Source organism: Brevibacterium sp. CFH 10365, from assembly GCF_009299785.1.
In the GTDB taxonomy this organism is placed as follows: domain Bacteria; phylum Actinomycetota; class Actinomycetes; order Actinomycetales; family Brevibacteriaceae; genus Brevibacterium; species Brevibacterium limosum.
In genome coordinates, this window is the sequence record NZ_VIGO01000006.1 from 154012 (window position 1) to 177237 (window position 23226).

Genomic DNA, 23226 nt, shown 5'->3' on the forward strand with positions numbered 1-23226 from the left:
CACGTCCCCTTCACTAGGAGAGCCATGCGCCAGGTCGAACCGTCCGTTGAACTGCTCGCCAAGCCCGATATCGATTGGGAAGCGATGAGGACTTACCTCGACGAGGTGGGCGGAACCTCTTGGGCGGACCGGGTCGAGGATGCGGAATCTCCCGACGCCGAGGATCTCCTCGAGTTCTCCGGACGCATGTGCTACCGCTCGTGGGAGCCGGGACTCAACCCGAACGTCTCGCGCGTGCGCACCGACTCCGCGCAGTACATCGGCAACGTCGTGAAGTCCCAGCACGGATCTGTGCTCGAACACGCGAACTTCACCTTCGTCCTCCACAATGTCTCGCGCGTGCTCACCCACGAGCTCATCCGCCACCGTGCAGGATCGGCGTTCTCGCAGGAATCGCTGCGCTACGTCCGCCTCACCGACATTCCGTTCTGGTTCCCCGAATGGGCCCGCGAAGATCCCGAACTCATGGAACGCAGCCTCAAGGTCCTCGACACCCTCGAAGAGCACCAGAAGTGGATGGCCGAGCACTTCGAGCTCGACGAGGACGGGACGAAGTTCTCCCACAAGAAGCACATGACCTCGTTCATGCGTCGCTTCGCCCCCGAGGGCCTGGCCACCGGAATCGTCTACACCGCGAACCTGCGCTCCCTGCGCCACGTCATCGAGATGCGCACCGCGAAGGGCGCCGAGGAGGAGATCCGTCTCATCTTCAACAAGATCGGTGAGGTGATGCGGGAAGAGGCTCCCGCGGTCTTCGCCGACTACGAAGTCGTCGACGGAGAATGGATCCCCGGAACCCGGAAGGCCTGACCCGAACGGCGTCACACCCACGATCAGCAGCACCTGACACCAGCAGCATCTGACGCCGACGTCAGACAGATCTCAGGAGGAACCTCCATGGCAGATATCTATGCAGCCCAGCTCGACCCCGGCAAGCTCGACGTCGTCACCGACTGGGTTGCCGAGCAGGACTGGGCCGCCGAGCTCGACCTCGAGGCGAATCCGCTCGAAGCCGTCACCGCGTACCGGTTCGACGACCCCGCCGGCGCGGTGGGCATGGAGATCCACATCGTGAGCAGCGGCGACCAGCTGCTGCAGGTGCCGCTGACCTACCGCGGCGCACCGCTCGAGGGTGCCGATGAGGCGTTCGTGGCGAACATGGAGCACTCGGTGCTCGGCAAGCGGTGGGTCTACTCGGGCATGGGCGACCCGCTCTTCCGACAGCGCCTCGACCACACCATCGCCACCGCGTCGACTGCCGCGAAGCAGTACCGTGTCGACGATGAAGGCAACAGGGGAGAGGAGATCACCGAGGTGGCCCACGCCTTCGGGACGGGCCCCCTGCCGGGTGCCGGCGACGTTGAGATCCTCTACCGCCTGTCGCCCGATTCACCGGCCGAGAAGTCCGACGCCGGTCTGCTGCTGGGCCGCTGGGACGGACAGGACACGAACGTCGTCCTCGCCATCATGGTGTGAGGGTCCAGCCGCGACCCGGGAGGTGAGAATGAGCGAGAAATGCATCTTCTGCCAGATCGTCGCAGGTCAGGCACCGAGCGCGCCGATAGCCGAGACCGAATCGACGTTCGCGTTCATGGACATCCAGCCCGGAGCGGACGGGCATCTGCTCGTCGTGCCGAAACGGCACAGCACGGATCTGCGGGACATCCCGGCCGAGGACTTGGCCGCGGTGGCTCTGGAGTCCCAGCGCATCGCCAAGCACGCCTATTCAGCCTGGAACGCGGATGGAGTCAACCTCCTCAACTGCTGCGGTGCCGACGCCTGGCAGTCTGTCTTCCACTTCCATATGCACGTCATTCCGCGCTACCGCGACAAGGACAAAGACCGTCTGAGACTGCCGTTCCGACCCGGTGTCCGCGGCGACCAGGACCTCATCGATTCCTTGGCCGCGAGCATGCGGGAGTCACTCGGCGAAGGCTGATGCGCCGGCGAGGCTGCGTCCGCTGAGTGGGCCGTCGTCACCGCGCCAGGTCGATGATCGTCATCCCCGCAGAAGCGGCCGGGGCGCTCATCGCCTCCATCGCCGTCGGCGCCTCGTCGAGGCCGATGACGTTCGTGACGAGATCCTGCGGGCGCAGCCGTCCCTCGACCACGAGGTCGACGAGCTCCGGGTACTCGGCAGCGGCCATTCCGTGCGAGCCGAGCACACTGAGCTCGAGAGCGATCACCCGCGGCACATCGACGACCGGCTCTGCGGGCAGCAGCCCGATCTGCACATGCCTGCCCAAGGGTGCCAGAGCTCCGATCGCCGCCCGGATCGTGTCCTCACGGCCCAAGGCATCGACGGTCACCGCCACCCCGTCCGGGCAGTCGTCGGCAAACTGTGCGGCCACCTCGGCGCTGAGTTCGGTCGGGTCGAGATCGCGGGCATTGACGCATCGTGTGGCACCGAATTCGCGGGCGGATTCCAGGGCCGCATCGCTGACGTCGACGGCGACCACCTTCGCCCCGAGGGCCCTGGCGATCATGATCGCCGACAGTCCCACCCCACCGCAGCCGAAGACGGCGACCGTCTCGTCGGCGGCGAGTCGAGCCCGCACACGCAGACCGTGGAAGGCCGTGGCGAACCGGCAGCCGAGCCCGACCACCGCCGCGGCCGGCAGATCCTCGGGCACGGCCACGAGGTTGGCATCGGCATGGTGGATGACGACCTGATCCGCCCACGACCCGAAATGCGTGAATCCCGGCTGCGTCTGATCGGGGCAGACCTGGGCGTTGCCGGAGGCGCACCACCGGCAGGTTCCGCACCCGCACACGAAGGGTACGGTCACCCGCTGACCGACGTGGAATCCCTGCACCCCGATCCCCGCCGAGGCGACCCGGCCGACCAGCTCATGCCCGGGAACGTGAGGCAGGGTGATCGTCGAGTCGTGGCCGGCCCATGCGTGGTGATCGCTGCGGCACACCCCGGTTGATTCGACGTCGATGACGACTCCCGCATCGGGAGCCGTGGGCGCAGAGATCTCCTGCAGCTGAGGGCGGTCGGAGAACTGATCGAAGACGATGGCGCGCATACCGTCGATCGTAGGCGGTGGGCCGGATGCGAACTCAGCGTGTCCGATCTGTGGCGGAAGGGGGTGACGAGGCGGCCCACGATGTGTTCGACGACGGGGCCGCCGGCACCTCAGCACCGACACGCCGCCGATAGCTCAGCGCGGACGCACCCCGGCCGCAGCCATCGCATCGAGCAGGCGCCGACGCAGCTCTTGTGCTCTCGCGGAGAACGTCGTCTGCCGTTCCATGTACTCGGCCTTGCCCGCAGCGGTCTCGATGGCGACAACCCCGTAGCCCCATCCGCGCAGGTCATAGGGGGAGGCCTCCATATCCAGCGTGCGGATATCGACCGCCAGGTCGAAGCAGTCGACGACGAGCGCAGAATCAGCGATCGGCGAGATCTTCATCGCCCATTTGTACAGGTCCATCCCCGCATGCAGACAGCCGGGCTGCTCGTTCGCGACCATGCCCTCCCTGCTCGGCTGCAGGGTGTTGAGCGGCCGAGCCGGCTCGGTGAAGAATCGGAACGCATCATGATGCGAACACTGGATCCGGTGGCCTTCGACCACAGCATCGGTCTCGGCCGGGCTCAGCCGCAGCGGCACCTGCTGATGTCGACGCTGCTCCTCGGTGAGCCGGTAGACCATCGCCCATTCATGGATGCCGAAGCACCCGAAATTCGCCTCCCGATTCAGCGTCGACGACAGGAGGGAGGCGATGAACTTCGCCCCATCTCCACGGTCGGCGCGCCAGGACTCGAGGTCCACCTCGGCGAAGTTCCGGTCGTCGATGCGATACCAACGCCGGTCGAAATACCGGTGGTCGGCCGCCTCGGCGAGTTCGACGCGCACGCCCGGCCCGGGATGCCATCTCTTCAGCTGTCCGACCTTGAACGGATAATAGGTGAAGAGGAAATCCTCGACCGGATGGCTCTCCTGCCGCATCCGCCGTTCGATATGCGCATCGGTGCGCTCGGCGACCCGACGTTCGTGTTCATCACGCAGCCCGCGCCATCGTGAGGCAGGTACGACACCGTCACCGAGGCGGCCCGACGTGGAGTCGGCGCGCTCGGTCCCCGCCGCGTACGGGGCGGGAGTGGTGGAGGAGGGTGCGGACGTCACCGCACCATTGTCCCAGACCGTCGAGTCGGGCTCCAGCTCAGCGACCCGAGCGCTTCGTGCCCCTCACCGCAGGCGCGCTCAACGGATCCTCGGGCCACGGATGCTTCGGGTAGCGGCCCCGGTTCTCGGCTCTGACATGGGCATACGCATTGGCCCAGAACGATGCGAGATCACTGGTCACTGCCAAGGGCCGCCTGGCAGGGGAGAGCAGATGCATCGTGACCGGCACCCGGCCGTCGCAGACGCGGGGCACATCGGTCCAGCCGAAGCATTCCTGGAGTTTGACCGCGAGGATAGGGCTCGTCTCCTCAACTCCGGGATCCGGGTAGTCGAGACGGATGCTCGACCCGCTGGGCACGTCGATGTGGGTCGGGGCCAGCTCATCGAGCCGAGCCGCCTCGGGCCACGGCAGCAGAGTGCGCAGAGCAGAGACGAGATCCACCTTGCCGGGATCAGAACCCTTCGCGATCCGGTCGAGCGCTTCCGGACACCACTGATCGAGCGTGACCGACAGATGCTCCCACGTCACGTCCGGCCACGGTTGGCCGAAGACGCGTCGCAGCAGACCGAGCCTGGCGCGCAGCGCTTCGAAAGCCTCGGACGGACGCAGAACCTCGCGCGCTCCCCGTTCACGCACCGATTCGGCGATGGCGCGGCGAGCGAGCTCGAGGCCGGCCTGGATCGGGGTGGACGAAAGCTCGATCCCGCCGAGGCGGCTGCGCCGAACCGCACGGACCCTGCCGCCTTCGAAGCTCGCCGTCTCCTCGGTGTGCAGCAGTCCGGCGCCGGCGAGTTCTGCGGTGTCGATGTCGGTGGGCACCGCAGATCGGATGATCGCTCGCGATCCGGCCAGCCCCACCTCGGCGATGGCCAACCACGGACTGCCCTGCAGTGAGGAATCACGCGGCAGGCTCGCCGCGGTGCCCGAGGCCAGCAGATACTCGGAGTCCGAAGCGCTGCGGAGCCGTGCGATCTGCAGCGGATGGGCCAAAGCAGTGACGAGGCCCAGATCGTCGGGGCCGAGGGTGTGGCGCGGTTCGGCCTCGGAATCCGTCGCAGCACTCGCCGGGACCGCGGAGGCAGATGCCTCGTCGGCTGCGGCGAATTCGCGGGCGATCGACGCGAAGCGTCTGCGGTCCTGAGAGAACCGGGCATCCTTGCTGCGCCGCAGCTGCCGCAGTAGTGCCGAGAGATCAGCGCCGGGAGCCCGCTGATCGGATTCGATGACGGCGATCGCCTCGGCCGCACGAGCGGGGGAGAGCAGGGCAACCCCATCGAGCAGGCCGCGCGCCGACCACACCGACGCAGGAATCGAAGCGATCGCACGCCCGGTCTCGGTCACGTGCAGAGCGTTCTCACCTTCCTCCAGGGCACCCAACGCCACGAGATTCTCGACCGCCTGTCGCTTCGGACCGGCCGGCAGCGGTTCGGGCAGCAGACTCTCATCGCCGCCCCACACCGCCAGGGCCAGAACCGCAGCAGTGAGGTCCGAGGTCGCCACCTCGGCGGGTGTGTGTTCGGGCAGGCTCGCCCAGTCGGCTTCGGACATGCAGCGATACGCGACACCGGGGCCCTGCCGAGCGGCACGACCGGACCGCTGAGTGCCCGACGCCTTCGACGCACGCATCGTGACCAGGCCGGACATGCGCCTCCGCGTATCCAGACGCGGCCCGCGCGAGAGCCCGGAATCGATGACGATCCGCACACCGTCGATGGTCAGCGCCGATTCGGCAACCGACGTCGAGACGATGACGCGGCGATTCCGTTCGTTGTCCGTCCGTGGTCGCAGGATCGCATCCTGTTCCCTCGCCGGAGTCCGACCCGTCAGCGTGTGCACCTCGACCGCGGTGTTGGGATCCGAACCGCCCTCCGCACTCGACTCCACGCAGCGCCGCAGCCGTGAGGCCACCTCATCGACCTCGCGAGCCCCAGGGGCGAAGACGAGCACGTCCCCGGTTGCGTTCTCCTCCACGGCGCGCACCGTCGTCGCCGCCAGGTGATCAAGGAAATCCCAGGTCACACCCCGCGCATCGAGCGGACGTTCCTTCGCCGGTGCCCACCGGATCTGCAACGGATGAGTATCGGCGGCCACCGACAACAGCGTCGCCGGCGCCTGCGGCCCATCCCCGAGACGCCGCGCCCACAGCTGCGCATCCAGAGTCGCGGACATGACGACCACAGAGAGGTCCTCACGCAGATCCGCCAGCTCTCGGCACATCGCGAACGCGAGATCCGTATCCAGCTGCCGCTCATGCACCTCATCGAGGATCACCCCGGACACGCCCGTGAGCTCCGGATCGCGCAGCAGCCGGGACAGGAGCACACCCGTGGTGACGAACTCGATGCGAGTCGCCGCCGAGGTCCGCGACTCTCCTCGGACGGTGAAACCCACCACTTCGCCGAGGCGGCTTCCCGTCAACGACGCGAGCCGCCTGGCCGCGGCGCGGGCCGCCATCCGGCGCGGCTGGGTGACGATGATGCGACCCGGTTCCCGGCCGACCCCGTCGACCGAACGGGCCCGGCCGGCCGCACCGGCGGCACCGGTGGAGAATTTCGCCAGGTGCTCGGCGATCAACGGCGGCACCACTGTGGTCTTACCGGTTCCGGGAGGAGCCTCCACGACCAATCTCGGAGCGGGGGCCGCCTCGGCGAGGTTCAGCTCATCGATGAGCGCGACGGCGGGCAATCCGGCGCCGATGCGGGCGAGATCGAAGGTGTGCGGGGCAGACGGAGCGGGCATGGCACCAGTCTCTCAGCCGGGCGAGCGCACCCGCACATGGGACGCTGTGGCGGCGCCGCAAGCACCCGATCCCGGCACGATGCACACCGAAGCGCGGAAGACGCCCGGCACTGACTAGACTGGGGCACATGCGTATCGCCAGATTTGTCCATCAGGACGAGCCCAAATACGGAGTCGTCGAAGGTGAAGTGCCGCCGATCACCGACGGCAGCTGGGACACGTCGGGACTCGAACTCGCCGTTCTCGACTCGGATCCCTTCTTCTCTCCGGCCCAATCGACAGGGGAGAGGCTGAAGCTCGACGATGTGCGTCTGGTCAGCCCCATCCTGCCGCGTTCGAAGGTCATCGGCGTCGGCCGCAACTTCGCCGACCATGCCGCCGAACTCGGCAATGAGGTGCCGGTGTCCCCGCTGACCTTCTTCAAACCCAACACCGCGGTCATCGGCCCCGGCGATCCCATCCGTCTGCCCGCCATCAGCGAATACGTCTCCTATGAGGCCGAACTCGCTGTCATCATCGGCCGTGTGGCCAAGGGAGTGAAGGCCGAGAACGCCTTCGACCACGTCCTCGGCTACACCGCCGGCAACGATGTGACCCTGCGCGACATCCAGAAGGCCGACAAACAGTGGTCGCGGGCGAAGGGCTTCGACACCTCCTGCCCGCTGGGACCGTGGATCGAAACCGACCTCGACGTCGACGACCTGAACATCCGCTCCTGGGTCGACGGGGACAAGAAGCAGGACGGCACGACCGCCGACTTCATCTTCGACATCCCGACCCTCGTCGAGCACCTGTCGGAGACGATCACCCTGCTGCCCGGCGATGTCATCCTCACCGGCACTCCGGCGGGAGTCGGACAGATCGTGTCCGGCAACCGCGTCGACGTCGCCATCGAAGGGCTCGGCGTCCTGTCGAACCCGGTCATGGACGCCTGAGCCGGCTTTCGCGCAATCGGCTCGACCTGACCGGCAGCACCACCGCACAATCAGCGCCACAGACTCACACACCACCGACTCACACACCACCGACTCACACTCGAGAAGATCACGCAAAGGACAACCGTGAGCGTCAAAGTTCGTTTCTGCCCATCACCCACCGGCACCCCGCACGTCGGCATGGTCCGCACGGCCCTGTTCAACTGGGCCTATGCCAGGCACACCGGCGGCACGTTCGTCTTCCGCATCGAAGACACCGACGCGGCACGGGATTCCGAGGAGAGCTTCGGCCAGGTCGTCGAGGCGCTGAAATGGCTGGGCCTGGACTGGGAGGAGGGCATCGAGGTCGGCGGCGACAACGGACCCTACCGCCAGTCGCAGCGCAGTGAGATCTACGCCGAGGTCATCGAGAAGCTCAAGGCCGGCGGCCACATCTACGAGTCCTTCTCGACCAACGAAGAGGTCGAGGCCCGCCACAAGGCCGCCGGCCGCGACCCCAAACTCGGCTACGACGGCTACGACCGCGACCTGAGCGACGAACAGAAGGCGGCCTTCCGCGCCGAAGGCCGCGAACCCGTATGGCGCGTGCGCATGCCCGATGAGGACATCACGTTCACCGACCTCGTCCGCGGCGACATCACCTTCAAGGCCGGCACCGTCCCCGACTTCGTCGTCGTCCGTGCCAATGGTCAGCCGCTGTACACCCTGGTCAACCCCGTCGACGACGCGCTCATGGGCATCACCCATGTGCTCCGCGGCGAGGACATCCTGTCCTCGACCCCGCGCCAGATCGCGCTCTACGAACACCTCAAGGCCATCGGCATCGCCGAGGCGACCCCCGAGTTCGGCCACCTGCCCTACGTCATGGGCGAGGGCAACAAGAAGCTGTCGAAGCGCGACCCCGAATCGAACCTGTTCCTCCACCGCGAGAACGGCTTCATCCCCGAAGGGCTCATCAACTACCTGGCCCTGCTCGGCTGGTCCATCGGACCCGACCGCGACGTGTTCAGCGTCAGGGAGTTCACCGAAGCCTTCGACATCCACGATGTCCTGCCCAACCCCGCCCGGTTCGACGTGAAGAAGGCCACCGCCATCAACGCCGACCACATCCGTCTCCTCGAACCGAGTGACTTCCGTGACCGTCTGGTGCCCTATCTTCAGGCCGCCGAGGTGCTCCCTGAGTCCCCGACGGATGCTCAGCTGGCGATCCTCGACCAGGCGGCACCGCTCGTGCAGACCCGGATGAAGCTGCTGGGCGAAGCCCCCGACCTGCTCGCGTTCCTCTTCACTTCCGACGCCGACCTCGCCATGGCCGAGGACGGGCTGAAGACGCTCAAGGACTCCGCCCCCGAGGTGCTCGCCGCCTCCATCGAGGTCCTCGAAGGACTCGACGAATGGACGACGCCGAAGCTCGAAGAGGTCCTGTCGGCGAAGCTCGTGACCGAGATGGAGATCAAACCGCGTCTGGCCTACGGCCCGCTGCGTGTGGCCGTGTCCGGCCGGAAAGTCTCCCCGCCGCTGTTCGAGTCGATGGAGATCCTCGGCAAGGACTCCTCGCTCACGCGCCTCAAGGCACTCGCGGCACAGCTGTGACCATGATCGAGCAGAGCAAGCAGAGCAACTGGACCCGCGGGGGACTGCACTTCCGGGATGTGACGGTCGAGGTGCCCTTCGACCATTTCGGACGATCGGGGGAGACCTCGGCGAAGGCGAACCTGCCGGACACGCTGAGCGTGTTCGCCCGGATCATCGCCACCGAGGCGGACAGTCAGAAGCCCTACCTCGTCTACCTGCAGGGCGGACCCGGCGTGGAAGCTCCGCGCCCGGGCATCGCCGGCGGCCCCGACGGATGGGTGAAGCGGGCCCTCGAGGAATTCCAGGTCGTCATGCTCGACCAGCGCGGGACCGGGAAGTCAAACCCGATCGGCTCCGTCGACGGGGCCGCCACCGGCTTCGAGCAGGTGGGGGAGGACCCGTCCGCGATCGCCGAGGCGCTTTCGTTCTTCCGAGCCGATTCGATCGTCGAGGATGCGGAGATCCTGCGCGGCCACCTCGGTGTGGACACCTGGTCCCTGTTGGGACAGTCCTTCGGCGGGTTCACGACTCTGCGGTATATCTCCGCACATTCGAGCGCGCTTCACGAGGTGTACTTCACCGGCGGTCTGCCGGCGATCGGCCTCGACCCGGCGACCGTCTACGGGCGGACGTGGGACGGGATGATCCGCAAGTCCGAGCAGTACTACAAGGCGTTTCCCGGCGATCGCGAGAAGATGCGCAGGCTGGTCGACCTCGCATCCGTCGGCGACGGTCTCGCCCTGCCCGGGGGAGCACGGGCGACGCCGGAGCGGATCCGTCTGCTCGGGCACTTCCTCGGGGCCTCCGACGGTCCCGAGAAGCTGCACTATCTGCTCGACCTCGACCCCGCCTCGGCGGCGTTCCGGCATGATCTTGCCGCGTCCCTGCCGTTCTCGGGGCGCAATCCGCTCTATGCGGTCATCCACGAATCCTGCTGGGCCGACGGCGCGGTGACGAACTGGGCGGCGAGGCGGGCGATGCCGGATGCCGTCCGGGAGGATCCGACCCTGTTGGCCGGCGAACATGCCGGTCCGGAGTCCCTGCACGAGGATCCGGAGCTCGCGCCCTTCGCCGAGGTGGCCGAGCTCGTTGCCGCACGTCGATGGCCTGGTCTCTACGAAGTCGACGCTCTGCGGGCCGCTTCGGTGCGCGGCGCTGCGGCGGTGTATTTCGAGGACGCATATGTGCCGGTGGAGTATTCGCTGGCCACCGCCGAGCACCTGTCAGGGGTCAAGCCGTGGGTGACGAACGAGTACGAACACAACGGCCTGCGGGCCGACGGATACCGGGTGCTCGACCGGCTCATCGGCCTCGCCCGCGGGTGAAGGGCTCCCGCAGGCGGTGCCGGCCCGGCGCGTGAGTGGTCCGCGCAGACGGGGCCGAGGACCCGGGGACGCGCAGGTGCGAATCTGTTAAGAAGGTCACACGGAAATGGGCCTCTGCGATTTGTCCGGAAGCGGGATGCTTGTGTAGAGTTATATCTCGTTGCTCAGGGAAATCTCCTCAGGGATGGCCTTGAAAAGCATTGGGCTATGGTGTAATTGGCAGCACGAGTGATTCTGGTTCATTTAGTCTAGGTTCAAGTCCTGGTAGCCCAGCGGACATCATCCGGAGGTCTCTCCAGGTGAGTTGTTCTAGCCCCCGTCGTCTAGTGGCCTAGGACGCCGCCCTCTCAAGGCGGTAACGGCAGTTCGAATCTGCTCGGGGGTACGGTTGAGCCCCGCATCGAATTTCGGTGCGGGGCTCACTCTAATTCACCGGTCTCGTAAGGCTGTTCGGTGAGGGGCTCGTCAGGTCATAGGTTGAGGGGCTCGTCGGCTCAAAGGATGCCCGATCCCCAAAAGGTGGTCACTATCGGATACTTTCGCCGCCGCGTCAGAAACTATCCGATAGTGACCACAACTTCTGGTGGCCAGACTCAGCGGGCGACGGAGTCTGCGATGCGCTTCGTGTTCTCGGCCGTCTTGATGTTGGAGACGATGAGCTCGAGCACGAGACGGACGCCGATGACCCACAGTGCCGGGACGATCCAGCCGAAGATGATCGCGAGGATCAGTGGCAGCACGTTGAAGCTCGGTCCGTCATTGAAGTAGGCTGCGGCCGAACCGGCGGCGACTCCCGCGCTGATGCCGGCGATGATGGTGGCGAGGTAGGACAGGGCCGCGACCACGATCGCGATGATGTAGATGAAGCCCGCCCACTTCACTGCGATGAAGCTGTCGAAGCGAATGTCGAACAGAGACTTGAAGAACCCGGTCTGAGGGGGCGTCGGCTGCGGAGCCTGACCGTAAGCGGGCTGGCCGTAGGTCGGCTGTCCATATGCCTGCTGGCCATACGCCTGCTGCTGTGCTGCACCCTGTGAGTAGGCGCCCTGCTGATACGGATCCTGCTGATACGGATCCTGCTGATGGGCGCCGGGCTGAGAATATCCTGCCTGCTGGTACGGCTGCTCCTGTGCCTGGTAGGCATTGGGCTCATAGGTGCCCTGCTGGTACCCGGACTGAGCATCCTGCACGGCCTGCGTGTCCTGACCTGGCTGGTACTGAGCGTCCTGGCCCGGCTGAGCGTCCTGACCCGGCTGGGCTTCCTGAGGGGTCTGTGCTGACTGGTCTGAAGCGGATCGGGCGCTCTGCGGCTGGTCCCCGGCGCCGGAGTTCTGGCCGTCGAGGTTCTGCTCAGCCGAGCTGCTGTTCGGGTCGTTCGGGTTCTGCGGTGTCGACATGATCGTCCTTCTCGAGAATGGAACGCACCCCGAGCAGGGCACGCTCGCCTGATATCTGCCTGCAGTCGCAACCTATCAGGATGGGCCGACCCGCGGCAGGGCGGCTGTCATCGTGGGAAGAAGGCCAAAGCGATGACTCAGCCTACCTGCTCAGTCTGCGGCGCCGGACTGAGTCGCGAAGTCCTGACTGTCGGAGTCCGCTGAAGTCGAGCCGGAACGTTCGCAGTCCATCCCGGTCAGGCCGATACTCCACTCGACGGCAAGCTCGTCACCAGGGGCGACGATGTCGAAGTCCTCGCCGGCCTCGCCCGCGGCGAATGCATTCGGCGGACACGTCATCGGTTCGATCGCGATCGCCTGCCGGGCCAGTTCGTCCCCGAGCCCGTCACCCGTGCACACCTGCCAGGTGCGGAAACCGGGCCCCATACCGACGACGACCTCCCGGGAATCAGCACCCTTCAACCGTGCCCGCGACCACCCGTCGACTCTGCGCCGAGGCTCGCCGAAAGCATCGTCGAGGACCGTTCCGCCGATCATGCGCAGCGCTCGGAAATCCTTGCACACCATGCACGCGGAATCATCCGAGACGTGATCGGCCGGAACCGCAGTGCCGTCGTCGAAGGGACGCACGGCTGTGGGGATGAGCCGATCATCGGTCTCGAACCAGTGCGCAGCGGGAATGACGAGCTGAGCCTCATCGACGAGGGCACTGCCCCCAGCCGAGAGCCACGGGTGGAAACCGAAACCGAACGGGGCGGGACCGGACCCCGTGTTGAGGCCACGGGCACGCATGCGCAGCTCCGCCTCGGCGAGTTCGAAATCCACCCGCAGGCCGAACTCGAACGGATACCCCTCCGAGGGCGGAAGCGCATACTCGAGACTGACTGCGGACTCGGTCCGCTCGAGCACGGACCATTCGACGTCGGCGACCAGGCCGTGCAGTGCGGTATCGCGCTCGGGCTCGGTGATCGGCAGCTGATGACTGACGCCGGCGAAGTCGAAACGACCCCCATCGATCCGGTTCGGCCAGGGTGCGAGCACGGCTCCGTCGAAGGCATTCATCGGCACCACCACCGGGCGATCGCCGACGCTGAAGCGAAGCAGGCTCGCACCGATGGGGGAGATGACCGCAGCAGACTCGCCGCAGGCGAGTTCGATGGTGGCGGTCATGGGTCTCCTGAGGCTCGACGGCGGGAAGAGCGGTTGCAGATATTCTACGCTGTCCGCGTCCGTCCGAGCCCCCAGGTGTTAGCATTATGATCGAAAATGATAACTTTTGGGAGGTCTGATGCCAGAGTCGCATCGCCGGGCGAACCTGTCCGATGGTCGTGAGATCCTGTTCTTCCAGGACCCCGACTCACCTGCACCGACGATCGTCACCGACTCCCGGCCTCCCGAACCGCGGCCCGACAGCGGCACCCTGCGCTTCGACGTCCTCACCGGCGAATGGGTCGCCGTGGCCACGCACCGACAGACTCGCACCCACCTGCCCGTCGCCGCCGAATGCCCGCTGTGTCCGTCGACGCCGGACCGTCCCACCGAGATCCCCGCCGCGGACTTCGACGTCGCCGTCTTCGAGAATCGCTTCCCATCGCTCGGCCCCGACCTCGGCGATGTTCCGTCGTCACACACAGTGGACGACACCTTCGCCGAGGCGGCCGCCGACTCCGCCGACGCCGTGACCTCTGCGCTGTCGGGACCGGGATACGGCCGCTGCGAAGTCGTCGTCTTCTCCTCCGAACACACCGGATCCTTCGCCGGACTCGGCACCGAACGAGCCCGCACCGTCATCGACGCCTGGGCCAACCGGACCGCTGAGCTGTCGGCGCTGCCGGGCATCGAACAGGTCTTCATGTTCGAGAACCGCGGGGAGGAGATCGGGGTGACGATGAACCACCCGCACGGACAGATCTATGCTTACCCCTATGTCACCCCGCATACCGCGATCACCTCGGCCCGAGCCGATGAGCACTTCAGCCGCACCGGGCGACCGCTGCTCGGCGACGTGCTCGCCTTCGAACGCGAGTCAGGGGAGCGGATGATCCTCGAGACCGATCACTTCTCCGCCTTCGTGCCCTTCGCCGCCCGCTGGCCGATCGAAGTCCACATCGTCCCTCACCGCCAAGTGGGAAGCGTCGACGAACTCGACGACACCGAACGAGACGACCTGGCCCGCGTCTACCCGGAGGTGCTGCAGCGCATCGACGGCCTCTACCCGAGCCCCACGCCGTATATCGCGGCCTGGCACCAGGCACCGGTCAACAGCGCCGACCATCGCGCCGAATGGCTCCACCTCGAGATCACAAGCCCGCGCCGGGCGGAGAACAAGCTGAAGTTCCTCGCCGGGTCGGAAGCCGCCATGGGCGCCTTCGTCGGTGACGTCTCCGCCGAGGAGACCGCAGCCAGGCTGCGCGCGGTGACCCTGGAACCCCTCGCCGAGGCGGCCGTGACCGCGACCGCTGCAGCCCCCGACAGGGAAGGGGACCGTCGATGAGCACCGTGACGCCTCAGGCGGTAGAGACCCCAACTCCCCAACATCTCGCCGAGGAGTTCGAGGCCCTGTTCGGCTACCGGCCGCTCGGGTCCTTCCGCGCGCCGGGACGCGTGAATTTCATCGGCGAACACACGGACTACAACTCGGGCCTCGTCCTGCCCATCGCCATCGACCGAGCCGTGTACGTCGCCATCGGTCAGCGACCCGAAGCCAGCGGAACCGAGGGACGAACGGAGGGCGGGGCTGGAGAGATCGGGACTGCGGACCCGCCTCGGCGTGGTGAGAGCATTCGCATCGTCTCCGATCATCGCGATGAAACCGGTCAGCGCATGTCGGGCCAGTTCACGGCCGCGGAGCTTATGCCCGGAACCCTGCCCGGGTGGCTCAGCCACCCCGCGGGCGTCGTCGACGAGATCGCGAAGACCACGGGCACGGTCGTCGGCGGTGTCGACCTCTACCTCGAGTCCACTGTGCCCGTCGGCGCCGGGCTGTCGTCATCACATGCACTCGAAGTCGCGGTGCTCATCGCCCTCGCCGAGGTGTTCGGTCTCGGCCTCGACGACCGGGAGAAGGTGCTGCTGACGCAGCGGGCCGAGAACGATTTCGTCGGAGCGCCGACGGGAATCGTCGACCAGGCCGCATCGATCATGACCGAGACCGGGCACGCACTCTTCCTCGACTGCCGCGACCTCGGTGCTCGGCAGATTCCCTTCGACCTCGACGCCGAGGGGCTCAGACTCCTCGTCATCGACTCGAAGGTCTCGCATTCGCACAGTGAGAGCGGGTACGGGGCCAGGCGGAAGAGCTGCGAGGAATCCGCAGCGATCTTCGGCGTCGACAGTCTGCGGGAACTCGCCGATGACGTCGACCTGAGCGAACTGACCGACGAACAGCGCAAGCGAGTGCGACACGTCCTCGCCGAAAACGCGCGAGTCCGCGCCACCGTCGAACTGCTTGAGGACAATGAACGCTCGCACGGCAGCGACCATGACGCACGCATCCGCGCGATCGGTGATCTGCTGGTGGCCTCCCACGAATCGCTGGCTCATGACTATGAGGTCTCCTGCGCCGAACTCGATGTTGCGGTGACGGCCGCGATGGGAGCCGGGGCACTCGGAGCGCGGATGATCGGCGGCGGCTTCGGCGGCTCGGCGATCGCCCTCATCGACGCAGGTCGAGTCGATGACGTCGGCGATGCCGTCATTGCGGCATTCGCCGAGCACGGTTACCGGGAACCGGACATCTTCGCCGTCAGCGCAGGCCGGGGTGCCGCCCGTTTCGACTGAACCACGGGTTCGCCTGAGCCACAGGGTCGACCGCTCCGCAGGCTCGACCAGGGCGTTGACTCCTTCGGCTGTGTTCGCGTCGGTGGGCCACACTGCCGCATTTCGACGGGGCACGGTCACAGCGGCGTCGTGGCAACGGTGCGATCCGGCGAGTCGGTACACCTTGTTCTGAACTGCCCACCGAAGAACGTGATGAGTTCAGAGAAGACGAGACCACACCAGGCCGTTGACTCCGCGAACCTGGGCGGTTCATGCTTGAACCTCAGGCGGCGATGGCTGGGGCGATGAGCTCGGACGGGCGGGGAGCGGTATGGACATCTGCGACGTCAACGGGGTGAGCCTCGGCGTCGACGAGTTCGGCGCAGCGGATTCCCCGCTGATTCTCTGCCTCGGCGCACCGACCATGCTGTCCTGGCCCGATGCTCTGTGTCGGCAGCTGGCAGAGCAGGGGCGCCACGTTGTGCGCTGCGACCTCCGCGATGCCGGAGCCTCGAGCAGCGGCGACCTGACAGCCCCGAACTACACTCTGCGAGATCTCGCCGCCGATGCCGCCGGACTCGCTCGGGCCTTCGACGACCGGCCTGCGCATCTGGCGGGAACCGGCATCAGCGGGATGATTGCGCAGGTCGCAGCCCTCGACTTTCCGGACGCGTTCTCTGCGCTCACTCTCATAGGGACTCGGCCGATCGCTCCCGGACCCGTCGATGACGACCTGCCGGATCATGATCAGGCCACGATGGGCCCGCTCTTCTCCAGGCCGCAGCCGGACTGGACGGACGTCGGATCGGTGGCTGACTTCATGGCTGATGGCGCGAAGATCCTCGGAGATGACCCCGCCGAGGCGCGCGCAGTCGCTGCGCGGATCTGGGCCCGCACCCGGGGCTCCGATCCTGGGGCGCACCAGGCCGATCAGTTGGGAATGGTCTTCTCCCGACTCGACTGCCGACCACGCTGGAGGGAACGGCTCTCGCAGCTGCAGCTGCCGACACTGGTCGTGCACGGCCGCCTCGACCCGTTCTTCCCCCTGGGCAACGGAGAGGTGATCGCTCGGGAGATTCCAGGCGCCCGGCTGCTCATCCTCGACGAGGCGTCCAGAGCCGTGCCGACCACGGACATCCCCGAGGTCGCGGCGGCCATGGCCGCGCTCTGACTCGGCACTGCGGAATCTCAGGGAATCAGCGGGTGCCGGGGGCCGCCTCGGTGCCGGTGCCTGCATCGTCGCCGCGAGTCTCGACGATGCGGATCGGACGCAGCTTCGCCCAGATGAGGAAGACGGCAGCGGCGATGATGAGACCGATCCCGGTCCACAGGTTCGCGTCGACCCCGCCGGTGCGCTCGGCCTCGTCGGGGGTGAAGCCGACGATCCCGGCTATCGTGAGGATGATGCCGAAGATCCCCAGCAGAATGCCGATGAAGTTGCGGATGTCGAAGGCACCTGCGGTCTTCGTCAGTTCGTTTGCTTTGCTCATGGTGTTCACTGGCTCCTTTAGCCGAAGGTCACATTGAGGATGATGACGAGGACCAAGGCGACTCCCGCAATGGGCACCGGACGCTTCCAGACCGGGGGCTTCGGTTCGCCCAGATCCTCGAAGTCGGTCTTCGGAGTCTCCGAATAGACGAGCCCGCGCAGCTCATGGGCCGACTTCGGCGCAGTCCTGAAGGTGACGATGACGGAGAGGACGATGTCGACGACGAACGCGGTGCTGGCGGCGAGGAACGCCGCACCCTGACCGGGCAGATCGAGCACTCCGGTCTCGGCGAGGACGAACACGGCCACGGCCGAGAGCGTTCCGCCGACGAGGCCCACCCAACCGGCGGTCGCGGACATCCGCTTCCAGAACATACCGAGGATGAAGGTGGCGAACAGCGGTGCGTTGAAGAAGCCGAACAGCGTCTGCAGATAGTCCATGAGGTTGGAGAAGTTGCCGGCGATGAGGGCGGTGAAGATCGCGACGACACAGGCACCGATCGTGGCGTAGCGGCCGACCTTGAGGTAGTAGCCGTCCTCGCGGTCCTTGACCACGTACTGCTGCCACAGGTCATAGCTGAAGACCGTGTTGAACGCGGAGATGTTCGCGGCCATGCCCGCCATGAACGCGGCGAGCAGACCCGCAATCGCGATGCCCAGCAGACCGTTCGGCAGGACCTCCCGCATGAGCAGCAGGAGCGCATCGTTGTACGTCACGCCCGTCTGCGCCTGGGCGGTCGCCTCGTCGACGGTGGACGCGATCTGCTTGAAGTTCGTCATCTGCGTCACGAGGACCGCGGAGATCATGCCGGGGACGATGACGATGAAGGGGATGAGCATCTTCGGGAAAGAGCCGAGGATGGGCGTCAGTCGAGCGGCGTTGATCGACTTCGACGCCATGGCTCTCTGGACCTCGACGAAGTTCGTCGTCCAGTAGCCGAAGGAGAGCACGAAGCCGAGCCCGAAGACGATGCCGACGACCGAGAGCACCGGATTGGAGAAGCCGGAGAGCTGTTCGCCCGGCCAGCTGCTCAACTGTTCCGCGCCGAGCATACCGTCGCTGCTCACTCGCTCCTTGAGGCCCTCCCAGCCGCCGACGCGGTTGAGCCCGATGATCGTCAGCGGCAGGAGCGCTGCGACGATGACGAAGAACTGGAGCACCTCGTTGTAGATCGCCGCGGTCAGCCCGCCGAGGGTGATGTAGGAGAGCACGATCGCGGCGGCGACGATGAGGGCGATCCACAGCGGCCAGCCGAGCAGACGGTTGACGATTGTGCCCAGCAGGAACAGGTTGACGCCGGCGATGAGGATCTGCGCGATGGCGAACGAGAGGGCGTTGACCAGGTGGGCGCCGGTGCCGAAGCGTTTGCGCATGAACTCCGGAACCGACCGGACCTTCGAGCCGTAGTAGAAGGGCATCATGACGACACCGAGGAACAGCATCGCCGGGACCGCGCCGATCCAGAAATAGTGCATCGTCGGCATGCCGTACTGGGCACCCGTGGCGGACATGCCCATGATCTCCACGGCGCCGAGGTTGGCCGAGACGAACGCGAGAGCCGTGACCCACGCCGGCAGGCTCCGTCCGGAGAGGAGGAACTCGATGCTCGAGGAGATCCCGCGCTTGGCGAACCACCCGATTCCGAGGACGAAGATGAAGTAGATCGCTATCAGCAGATAGTCGATCCACTGTGCGTCCAAGCGGATTGCTTCCAAGGTTCCTCCATATGCGTCAGTGCATGGCTGCGAAGTGCGTCAGTGCATAGCTGCGTGTGGTGTGTGACACCCCGAGTGGACACTTTAGAGGATTGTGAGCCTGATCGCTAGTGATCGAACCTGAACAGTTTTGATCGTTTGACGGAGGGGTCAGACGACCTCGACCTCGACACCCGCCTCACGCAGGGCCGCGAGTTCGGATTCCTCACTCTTCGAATCCGTGATGAGCTGCTGGATCTCGTCCGTCGGGACGGTGAGCACCGACGAGCGGAGGCCGACCTTCGTGTGATCGACGAGAGCAGTGACGTGCCCCGCCCCGGCGGCCATGGCCCGGTCGGTATCGGCGACGGGAAATGCCGGAGTCGACAGGCCGAAGTCCGCGGCCAGGCCGTTGCCGGAGAGGAAAACGGTATCGGCGCGCAGGCCGAGCAGCTGTGACACCGTGCCGCCGCCGACGAACGCCCGGATCGAATGGCGCAGCAGACCGCCGACGACGATGACCTCATTGTCGGGGGAGGAGACCATGGCCTCGGCGACCAGCAGCGAATTCGTCACCACGCGCAGACCGGAACGGGTCACGAGCTCCTTGGCCAGCAGCTCGGTCGTCGTACCCGGACCGAGCGCCACGACATCGCCGTTGTGCACCTGAGTCGCCGCGGCGCGAGCGATCGCCGTCTTCTCGGCCAGAGCCTGTTCGAGCTTCTCCGCGTAGCTCGACTCCCGCGCGCTCGAAGCGAGCACGGCACCGCCGTGGGTGCGGATGAGCCTGCCCTCCTCGGCGAGCTGATCGAGGTCGCGGCGGATCGTCACCGCCGAGGTGTCGAGCTTCTCCGACAGGGCGGTGATGGAGACGGCGCCGTCTCTCTCGATCGTATCGACGATGATGTTGCGTCTCTGGGCGGCGATCATGGGGCCATCGTACAAGCCCGGTGGTCGGGCCGATTTCAAGGACAGTGCAAGACCGCGGGCCCGGAGGGATGTTCCTCCGAGCCCGCGGTCAAATCGTTCGCAGCTGGGCGAGGTGCGATGGGGGCAGAGTCGGACTCAGCCGCGCACGAGCGCTTCGGTCAGCGCCCGCGCGGCATCGATGACCGACTTCGCATGCAGCCGACCGGGCTGGCGAGTGAGCCGGTCGACCGGCCCGGAGATCGAGACGGCGGCGACGACGCGATTGCTCGGCCCGCGCACGGGGGCCGACACCGAGGCGACGCCCCGTTCGCGTTCGGCGATCGACTGCGCCCAGCCTCGGCGACGGACGCCGGAGAGCATGGTCGCGGAGAATCGTGCACCCCGCAGGCCCGTGTGCAGGCGATCCGGCTCCTCCCAGGCCAGCAGCACCTGGGCGGCGGAGCCTGCGCGCATCGACAGCGTCGCGCCGATCGGCACGGAGTCGCGCAGACCCACCGGACGCTCGGCCGCGGCCACGCACAGGCGCAGATCGCCCTGGCGGCGGAAGAGCTGAGCGGACTCACCCGTCTGATCCCGCAGCTGACCCAGCACGGGTCCGGCCGCGGCCAGCAGGCGGTCTTCGCCGGCGGCCGAGGACAGCTCGGCCAGGCGCGGCCCGAGGACGAAGCGCCCCTGCAGGTCACGACCGACGATGCGGTGGAATTCGAGGGCAACAGCCAGGCGGTGGGCAGTGGGGCGTGCCAGTCCGGTCAGCGTCACCAATTCGGCGAGAGAGGCGGGTCCGGCCTCAAGTGCGGAGAGAACCATTGCGGCCTTGTCGATGACTCCGACGCCGCTACCATTGCTTGTCATAGGCACCATTGTGCGCGTCTCAGTGGGCGAGATGCAAGTTCGCATTGCGATACGGGCGAGTAGATTTCGAGTACGCACTCACTCCAGTGCGCTAACAGCAGTTCATCGACGTGCCGTACCTCGGCCCGTCAGGTCTACATCGGGTGCAGAGATCCCTGCACCGGCGGGAGGAACCATGCCACGCACATTGGCCGAGAAGGTCTGGGCCGATCACGTCGTCTCACTTGGTGTTGACGGTGCGCCGGACCTCATCTACATCGACCTCCACCTCGTCCACGAGGTGACCAGCCCGCAGGCCTTCGACGGACTCCGACTCGCCGGGCGCCCCGTGCGCCGGCCCGACCTCACCATCGCCACCGAGGACCACAACACCCCGACCTGGGACATCGACAAACCGATCGCCGAACCCACCTCGGCCACGCAGATCAACACCCTGCGCAATAACGCCGAAGAGTTCGGGATCCGCCTGCACAGCCTCGGCGACGCCGACCAGGGCATCGTCCACGTCGTGGGACCGCAGCTGGGCCTGACCCAGCCGGGCACCACCGTCGTCTGCGGCGATTCGCACACCTCCACCCATGGAGCCTTCGGGGCGCTGGCCTTCGGCATCGGCACCTCCGAGGTCGAACACGTGCTCGCGACACAGACGCTGAGCCTCAAGCCCTTCAAGACGATGTCGATCACCGTCGACGGTGATCTGCCCGAGGGCTCGAGCGCGAAGGACATCATCCTCGCGATCATCGCGAAGATCGGCACCGGCGGGGGACAGGGCTACGTCCTCGAATACCGCGGCGAAGCGATCCGCCAGCTGTCGATGGAAGCCCGGATGACGATCTGCAATATGTCGATCGAAGCCGGCGCCCGCGCCGGAATGGTCGCCCCCGATGAGACGACCTTCGACTACGTCAAGGGCCGCCCGCACGCCCCTGAGGGCGAAGACTGGGACGCCGCCGTCGAGTACTGGAAGACCCTCTACACCGACGAAGGTGCCGAATTCGACGCCGAGGTGGTCCTCAAGGCCGAAGACATCGAACCCTTCGTCACCTGGGGCACGAACCCCGGCCAGGGCCTGCCGCTCTCGGCCTCGGTGCCCAGCCCCGACGACTTCACCGACGAGAACGACAAGGCCGCAGCGGCCAATGCGCTGGCCTATATGGGTCTGACCCCGGGCACCCCGCTGCACGAGATCGAAGTCGACACCGTCTTCCTCGGCTCGTGCACGAACTCCCGTATCGAAGACCTCCGAGCCGCCGCCGAGGTGATCCGCGGCCGGAAGAAGGCCGACAACGTCCGCTTCATGGTCGTCCCCGGCTCCGCGAAGGTCCGCCTCCAGGCCGAAGAGGAAGGCCTCGACGTCATCTTCAAGGACTTCGGCGGCGAATGGCGCTTCGCCGGCTGCTCGATGTGCTTAGGCATGAACCCGGACCAGCTGGCCGAAGGCGAACGCTGCGCCTCGACCTCGAACCGCAACTTCGAAGGACGCCAGGGCAAGGGCGGACGCACCCACCTCGTGTCCCCGCTCGTGGCCGCGGCCACCGCGGTGCGCGGCACGCTGTCCTCACCCGGCGACGTCGCCGACCTGCCACGGGACGCCGAACCCGTGGAATGGGCCGATGACCGCCTGTCACTGAACCTGACACCCGTCTCGGCGAACGACTGAAGTAGGAGGACGAGCCATGGAAGCTTTCACCACCCACACCGGCATCGGCGTTCCTCTGCGCCGATCCAATATCGACACCGACCAGATCATCCCCGCGAAGTTCCTCAAGCGCGTCACCCGCACCGGCTTCGAGGACGCCCTGTTCTACCGCTGGCGGTCAGGCGAGGACTTCGTCCTCAACGACCCCGACTTCGCGGGCGGCTCCGTCCTCGTCGCCGGCCCCGACTTCGGCACCGGGTCCTCCCGTGAGCACGCCGTCTGGGCGCTCAAGGACTATGGCTTCCGCGTCGTCCTGTCCTCCCGGTTCGGCGATATCTTCCGCGGCAACTCCGGCAAGGAGGGGCTGCTGGCCGCCGAACTGGAGCAGTCCGACATCGAACTGATCTGGAAGATCCTCGAGAACCATCCCGGCACTCCGATCACCGTCGACCTGGTTGAGAAGACCGTGACGTGCGACACCGTCACCGTGTCCTTCCAGATCGACGACTACACGCGCTGGCGCCTGCTCGAAGGCCACGACGACATCAGCCTCACCCTGGCCAAGGAAGATGACATCGTCGCCTACGAATCCGCCCGGTTCGCGTTCAAGCCGACCACCCTGCCCGCGAAGGTCTGACCCCCACCGAGGCGACCCACCGGAACCATCGGACCCCCGCCGAGGCGCCCCTCGGTCACCATCGGACGTGACCTCGGAGCCGCCTCGGCGAATCGGTGGGATCCCATCGGCTGGGTTAGT

General features: G+C 66.6%; 20 protein-coding genes and 2 tRNA genes. 13 read left to right on the forward strand and 9 right to left on the reverse strand.

The window, feature by feature from the left end; translation table 11 throughout:
* The first annotated feature begins 24 nt into the window (after nucleotides 1–24).
* From thyX to FHG09_RS13470, 3 genes are all read left to right on the forward strand, one after another.
* Entirely contained in the window at nucleotides 25–810 is a 786-nt protein-coding gene (gene thyX, locus FHG09_RS13460) for an FAD-dependent thymidylate synthase (protein WP_152348169.1), read from the forward strand.
* A gap of 87 nt (nucleotides 811–897) precedes the next feature.
* Nucleotides 898–1476, forward strand: a complete 579-nt coding sequence (locus FHG09_RS13465) for a maltokinase N-terminal cap-like domain-containing protein (protein WP_152348170.1) — start codon at nucleotides 898–900, stop codon at nucleotides 1474–1476.
* Nucleotides 1477–1504: 28 nt separating this feature from the next.
* On the forward strand, nucleotides 1505–1939 hold the full coding sequence (locus FHG09_RS13470; RefSeq protein WP_152348171.1) for an HIT family protein: 435 nt from the start codon (nucleotides 1505–1507) through the stop codon (nucleotides 1937–1939).
* Nucleotides 1940–1976: 37 nt separating this feature from the next.
* Here the strand turns inward: FHG09_RS13470 and FHG09_RS13475 are convergent, their stop codons facing one another.
* The 3 genes from FHG09_RS13475 to hrpB form a co-directional block, all read right to left on the reverse strand.
* Nucleotides 1977–3032 (reverse strand): zinc-binding dehydrogenase, encoded by a 1056-nt coding sequence (locus FHG09_RS13475; RefSeq protein ID WP_152348172.1) that lies wholly within the window; start codon nucleotides 3030–3032, stop codon nucleotides 1977–1979.
* A 135-nt stretch (nucleotides 3033–3167) separates the two neighbouring features.
* On the reverse strand, nucleotides 3168–4133 hold the full coding sequence (locus FHG09_RS13480; RefSeq protein ID WP_319803263.1) for a 3-methyladenine DNA glycosylase: 966 nt from the start codon (nucleotides 4131–4133) through the stop codon (nucleotides 3168–3170).
* A 37-nt stretch (nucleotides 4134–4170) separates the two neighbouring features.
* Entirely contained in the window at nucleotides 4171–6873 is a 2703-nt protein-coding gene (gene hrpB / locus FHG09_RS13485) for an ATP-dependent helicase HrpB (protein ID WP_152348173.1), read from the reverse strand.
* Nucleotides 6874–7001: 128 nt separating this feature from the next.
* Here hrpB and FHG09_RS13490 point away from each other — a divergent pair, with 128 nt between their 5' ends.
* The 5 genes from FHG09_RS13490 (at nucleotide 7002) to FHG09_RS13510 (ending at nucleotide 11093) form a co-directional block, all read left to right on the forward strand.
* Nucleotides 7002–7808: a fumarylacetoacetate hydrolase family protein gene (locus tag FHG09_RS13490; RefSeq protein ID WP_152348174.1), complete on the forward strand. Its 807-nt coding sequence runs from the start codon at nucleotides 7002–7004 to the stop codon at nucleotides 7806–7808.
* 126 nt (nucleotides 7809–7934) lie between these two features.
* Complete coding sequence (gene gltX / locus FHG09_RS13495) at nucleotides 7935–9401, forward strand: glutamate--tRNA ligase (protein WP_152348175.1); 1467 nt, start codon at nucleotides 7935–7937, stop codon at nucleotides 9399–9401.
* Nucleotides 9402–9403: 2 nt separating this feature from the next.
* The gene (locus FHG09_RS13500) at nucleotides 9404–10708 is read left to right on the forward strand and encodes an alpha/beta fold hydrolase (protein ID WP_152348176.1); all 1305 of its coding nucleotides are present in this window, start codon (nucleotides 9404–9406) and stop codon (nucleotides 10706–10708) included.
* 201 nt (nucleotides 10709–10909) lie between these two features.
* Nucleotides 10910–10981 (forward strand) — tRNA-Gln (locus FHG09_RS13505).
* Nucleotides 10982–11020: 39 nt separating this feature from the next.
* Nucleotides 11021–11093: transfer RNA gene (locus FHG09_RS13510), tRNA-Glu, on the forward strand.
* Between the two features lie 208 nt (nucleotides 11094–11301).
* Here FHG09_RS13510 and FHG09_RS13515 read toward each other — a convergent pair.
* Both FHG09_RS13515 and FHG09_RS13520 read right to left on the reverse strand, forming a co-directional pair.
* Nucleotides 11302–12105 (reverse strand): DUF4282 domain-containing protein, encoded by an 804-nt coding sequence (locus FHG09_RS13515; protein ID WP_152348177.1) that lies wholly within the window; start codon nucleotides 12103–12105, stop codon nucleotides 11302–11304.
* Between the two features lie 150 nt (nucleotides 12106–12255).
* Nucleotides 12256–13275 carry an aldose 1-epimerase family protein gene (locus FHG09_RS13520; RefSeq protein WP_152348178.1) on the reverse strand — a complete coding sequence of 340 codons (1020 nt, stop codon included), beginning with the start codon at nucleotides 13273–13275 and terminating at the stop codon, nucleotides 12256–12258.
* A gap of 118 nt (nucleotides 13276–13393) precedes the next feature.
* Between FHG09_RS13520 and galT the strand changes: the two genes are divergently transcribed.
* The 3 genes from galT to FHG09_RS13535 all read left to right on the forward strand — a co-directional run bounded on the left by galT (nucleotide 13394) and on the right by FHG09_RS13535 (nucleotide 17035).
* Nucleotides 13394–14599 carry a galactose-1-phosphate uridylyltransferase gene (gene galT, locus FHG09_RS13525; RefSeq protein ID WP_152348179.1) on the forward strand — a complete coding sequence of 402 codons (1206 nt, stop codon included), beginning with the start codon at nucleotides 13394–13396 and terminating at the stop codon, nucleotides 14597–14599.
* Complete coding sequence (locus FHG09_RS13530) at nucleotides 14596–15885, forward strand: galactokinase (RefSeq protein WP_152348180.1); 1290 nt, start codon at nucleotides 14596–14598, stop codon at nucleotides 15883–15885. The genes galT and FHG09_RS13530 overlap by 4 nt, the downstream gene beginning before the upstream one ends.
* 310 nt (nucleotides 15886–16195) lie before the next feature.
* Nucleotides 16196–17035, forward strand: coding sequence for an alpha/beta fold hydrolase (locus FHG09_RS13535; RefSeq protein ID WP_152348181.1), 840 nt, complete (start codon nucleotides 16196–16198; stop codon nucleotides 17033–17035).
* 25 nt (nucleotides 17036–17060) lie between these two features.
* On the opposite strand, the gene FHG09_RS13540 is transcribed toward FHG09_RS13535, so the two are convergent.
* The 4 genes from FHG09_RS13540 to FHG09_RS13555 all read right to left on the reverse strand — a co-directional run bounded on the left by FHG09_RS13540 (nucleotide 17061) and on the right by FHG09_RS13555 (nucleotide 20830).
* Entirely contained in the window at nucleotides 17061–17354 is a 294-nt protein-coding gene (locus FHG09_RS13540) for a hypothetical protein (RefSeq protein ID WP_152348182.1), read from the reverse strand.
* Between the two features lie 17 nt (nucleotides 17355–17371).
* Nucleotides 17372–19069 (reverse strand): sodium:solute symporter family protein, encoded by a 1698-nt coding sequence (locus tag FHG09_RS13545; protein WP_152348183.1) that lies wholly within the window; start codon nucleotides 19067–19069, stop codon nucleotides 17372–17374.
* A 150-nt stretch (nucleotides 19070–19219) separates the two neighbouring features.
* A complete protein-coding gene (locus tag FHG09_RS13550; RefSeq protein WP_152348184.1) occupies nucleotides 19220–19978 on the reverse strand; it encodes a DeoR/GlpR family DNA-binding transcription regulator in 759 nt (252 codons plus the stop codon).
* A gap of 135 nt (nucleotides 19979–20113) precedes the next feature.
* Nucleotides 20114–20830, reverse strand: coding sequence for an IclR family transcriptional regulator (locus FHG09_RS13555; RefSeq protein WP_025777351.1), 717 nt, complete (start codon nucleotides 20828–20830; stop codon nucleotides 20114–20116).
* A gap of 175 nt (nucleotides 20831–21005) precedes the next feature.
* Here FHG09_RS13555 and leuC point away from each other — a divergent pair, with 175 nt between their 5' ends.
* Nucleotides 21006–22490, forward strand: coding sequence for a 3-isopropylmalate dehydratase large subunit (leuC, locus tag FHG09_RS13560; RefSeq protein WP_152348185.1), 1485 nt, complete (start codon nucleotides 21006–21008; stop codon nucleotides 22488–22490).
* Nucleotides 22491–22506: 16 nt separating this feature from the next.
* Nucleotides 22507–23106 (forward strand): 3-isopropylmalate dehydratase small subunit, encoded by a 600-nt coding sequence (leuD, locus tag FHG09_RS13565; protein ID WP_152348186.1) that lies wholly within the window; start codon nucleotides 22507–22509, stop codon nucleotides 23104–23106.
* Nucleotides 23107–23226: the final 120 nt, after the last annotated feature.

Coding starts and splice junctions, on each gene's coding strand:
- FHG09_RS13550 (WP_152348184.1), bottom strand. CDS start 19,978: ATGATCGCCGCCCAGAGACGCAACATCATCGTCGATACGATCGAGAGA.
- galT (WP_152348179.1), top strand. CDS start 13,394: ATGCCAGAGTCGCATCGCCGGGCGAACCTGTCCGATGGTCGTGAGATC.
- FHG09_RS13465 (WP_152348170.1), top strand. CDS start 898: ATGGCAGATATCTATGCAGCCCAGCTCGACCCCGGCAAGCTCGACGTC.
- FHG09_RS13490 (WP_152348174.1), top strand. CDS start 7,002: ATGCGTATCGCCAGATTTGTCCATCAGGACGAGCCCAAATACGGAGTC.
- leuC (WP_152348185.1), top strand. CDS start 21,006: ATGCCACGCACATTGGCCGAGAAGGTCTGGGCCGATCACGTCGTCTCA.
- FHG09_RS13530 (WP_152348180.1), top strand. CDS start 14,596: ATGAGCACCGTGACGCCTCAGGCGGTAGAGACCCCAACTCCCCAACAT.
- thyX (WP_152348169.1), top strand. CDS start 25: ATGCGCCAGGTCGAACCGTCCGTTGAACTGCTCGCCAAGCCCGATATC.
- leuD (WP_152348186.1), top strand. CDS start 22,507: ATGGAAGCTTTCACCACCCACACCGGCATCGGCGTTCCTCTGCGCCGA.
- FHG09_RS13470 (WP_152348171.1), top strand. CDS start 1,505: ATGAGCGAGAAATGCATCTTCTGCCAGATCGTCGCAGGTCAGGCACCG.
- FHG09_RS13520 (WP_152348178.1), bottom strand. CDS start 13,275: ATGACCGCCACCATCGAACTCGCCTGCGGCGAGTCTGCTGCGGTCATC.
- FHG09_RS13535 (WP_152348181.1), top strand. CDS start 16,196: ATGGACATCTGCGACGTCAACGGGGTGAGCCTCGGCGTCGACGAGTTC.
- FHG09_RS13515 (WP_152348177.1), bottom strand. CDS start 12,105: ATGTCGACACCGCAGAACCCGAACGACCCGAACAGCAGCTCGGCTGAG.
- FHG09_RS13475 (WP_152348172.1), bottom strand. CDS start 3,032: ATGCGCGCCATCGTCTTCGATCAGTTCTCCGACCGCCCTCAGCTGCAG.
- FHG09_RS13540 (WP_152348182.1), bottom strand. CDS start 17,354: ATGAGCAAAGCAAACGAACTGACGAAGACCGCAGGTGCCTTCGACATC.
- FHG09_RS13555 (WP_025777351.1), bottom strand. CDS start 20,830: ATGACAAGCAATGGTAGCGGCGTCGGAGTCATCGACAAGGCCGCAATG.
- FHG09_RS13500 (WP_152348176.1), top strand. CDS start 9,404: ATGATCGAGCAGAGCAAGCAGAGCAACTGGACCCGCGGGGGACTGCAC.
- hrpB (WP_152348173.1), bottom strand. CDS start 6,873: ATGCCCGCTCCGTCTGCCCCGCACACCTTCGATCTCGCCCGCATCGGC.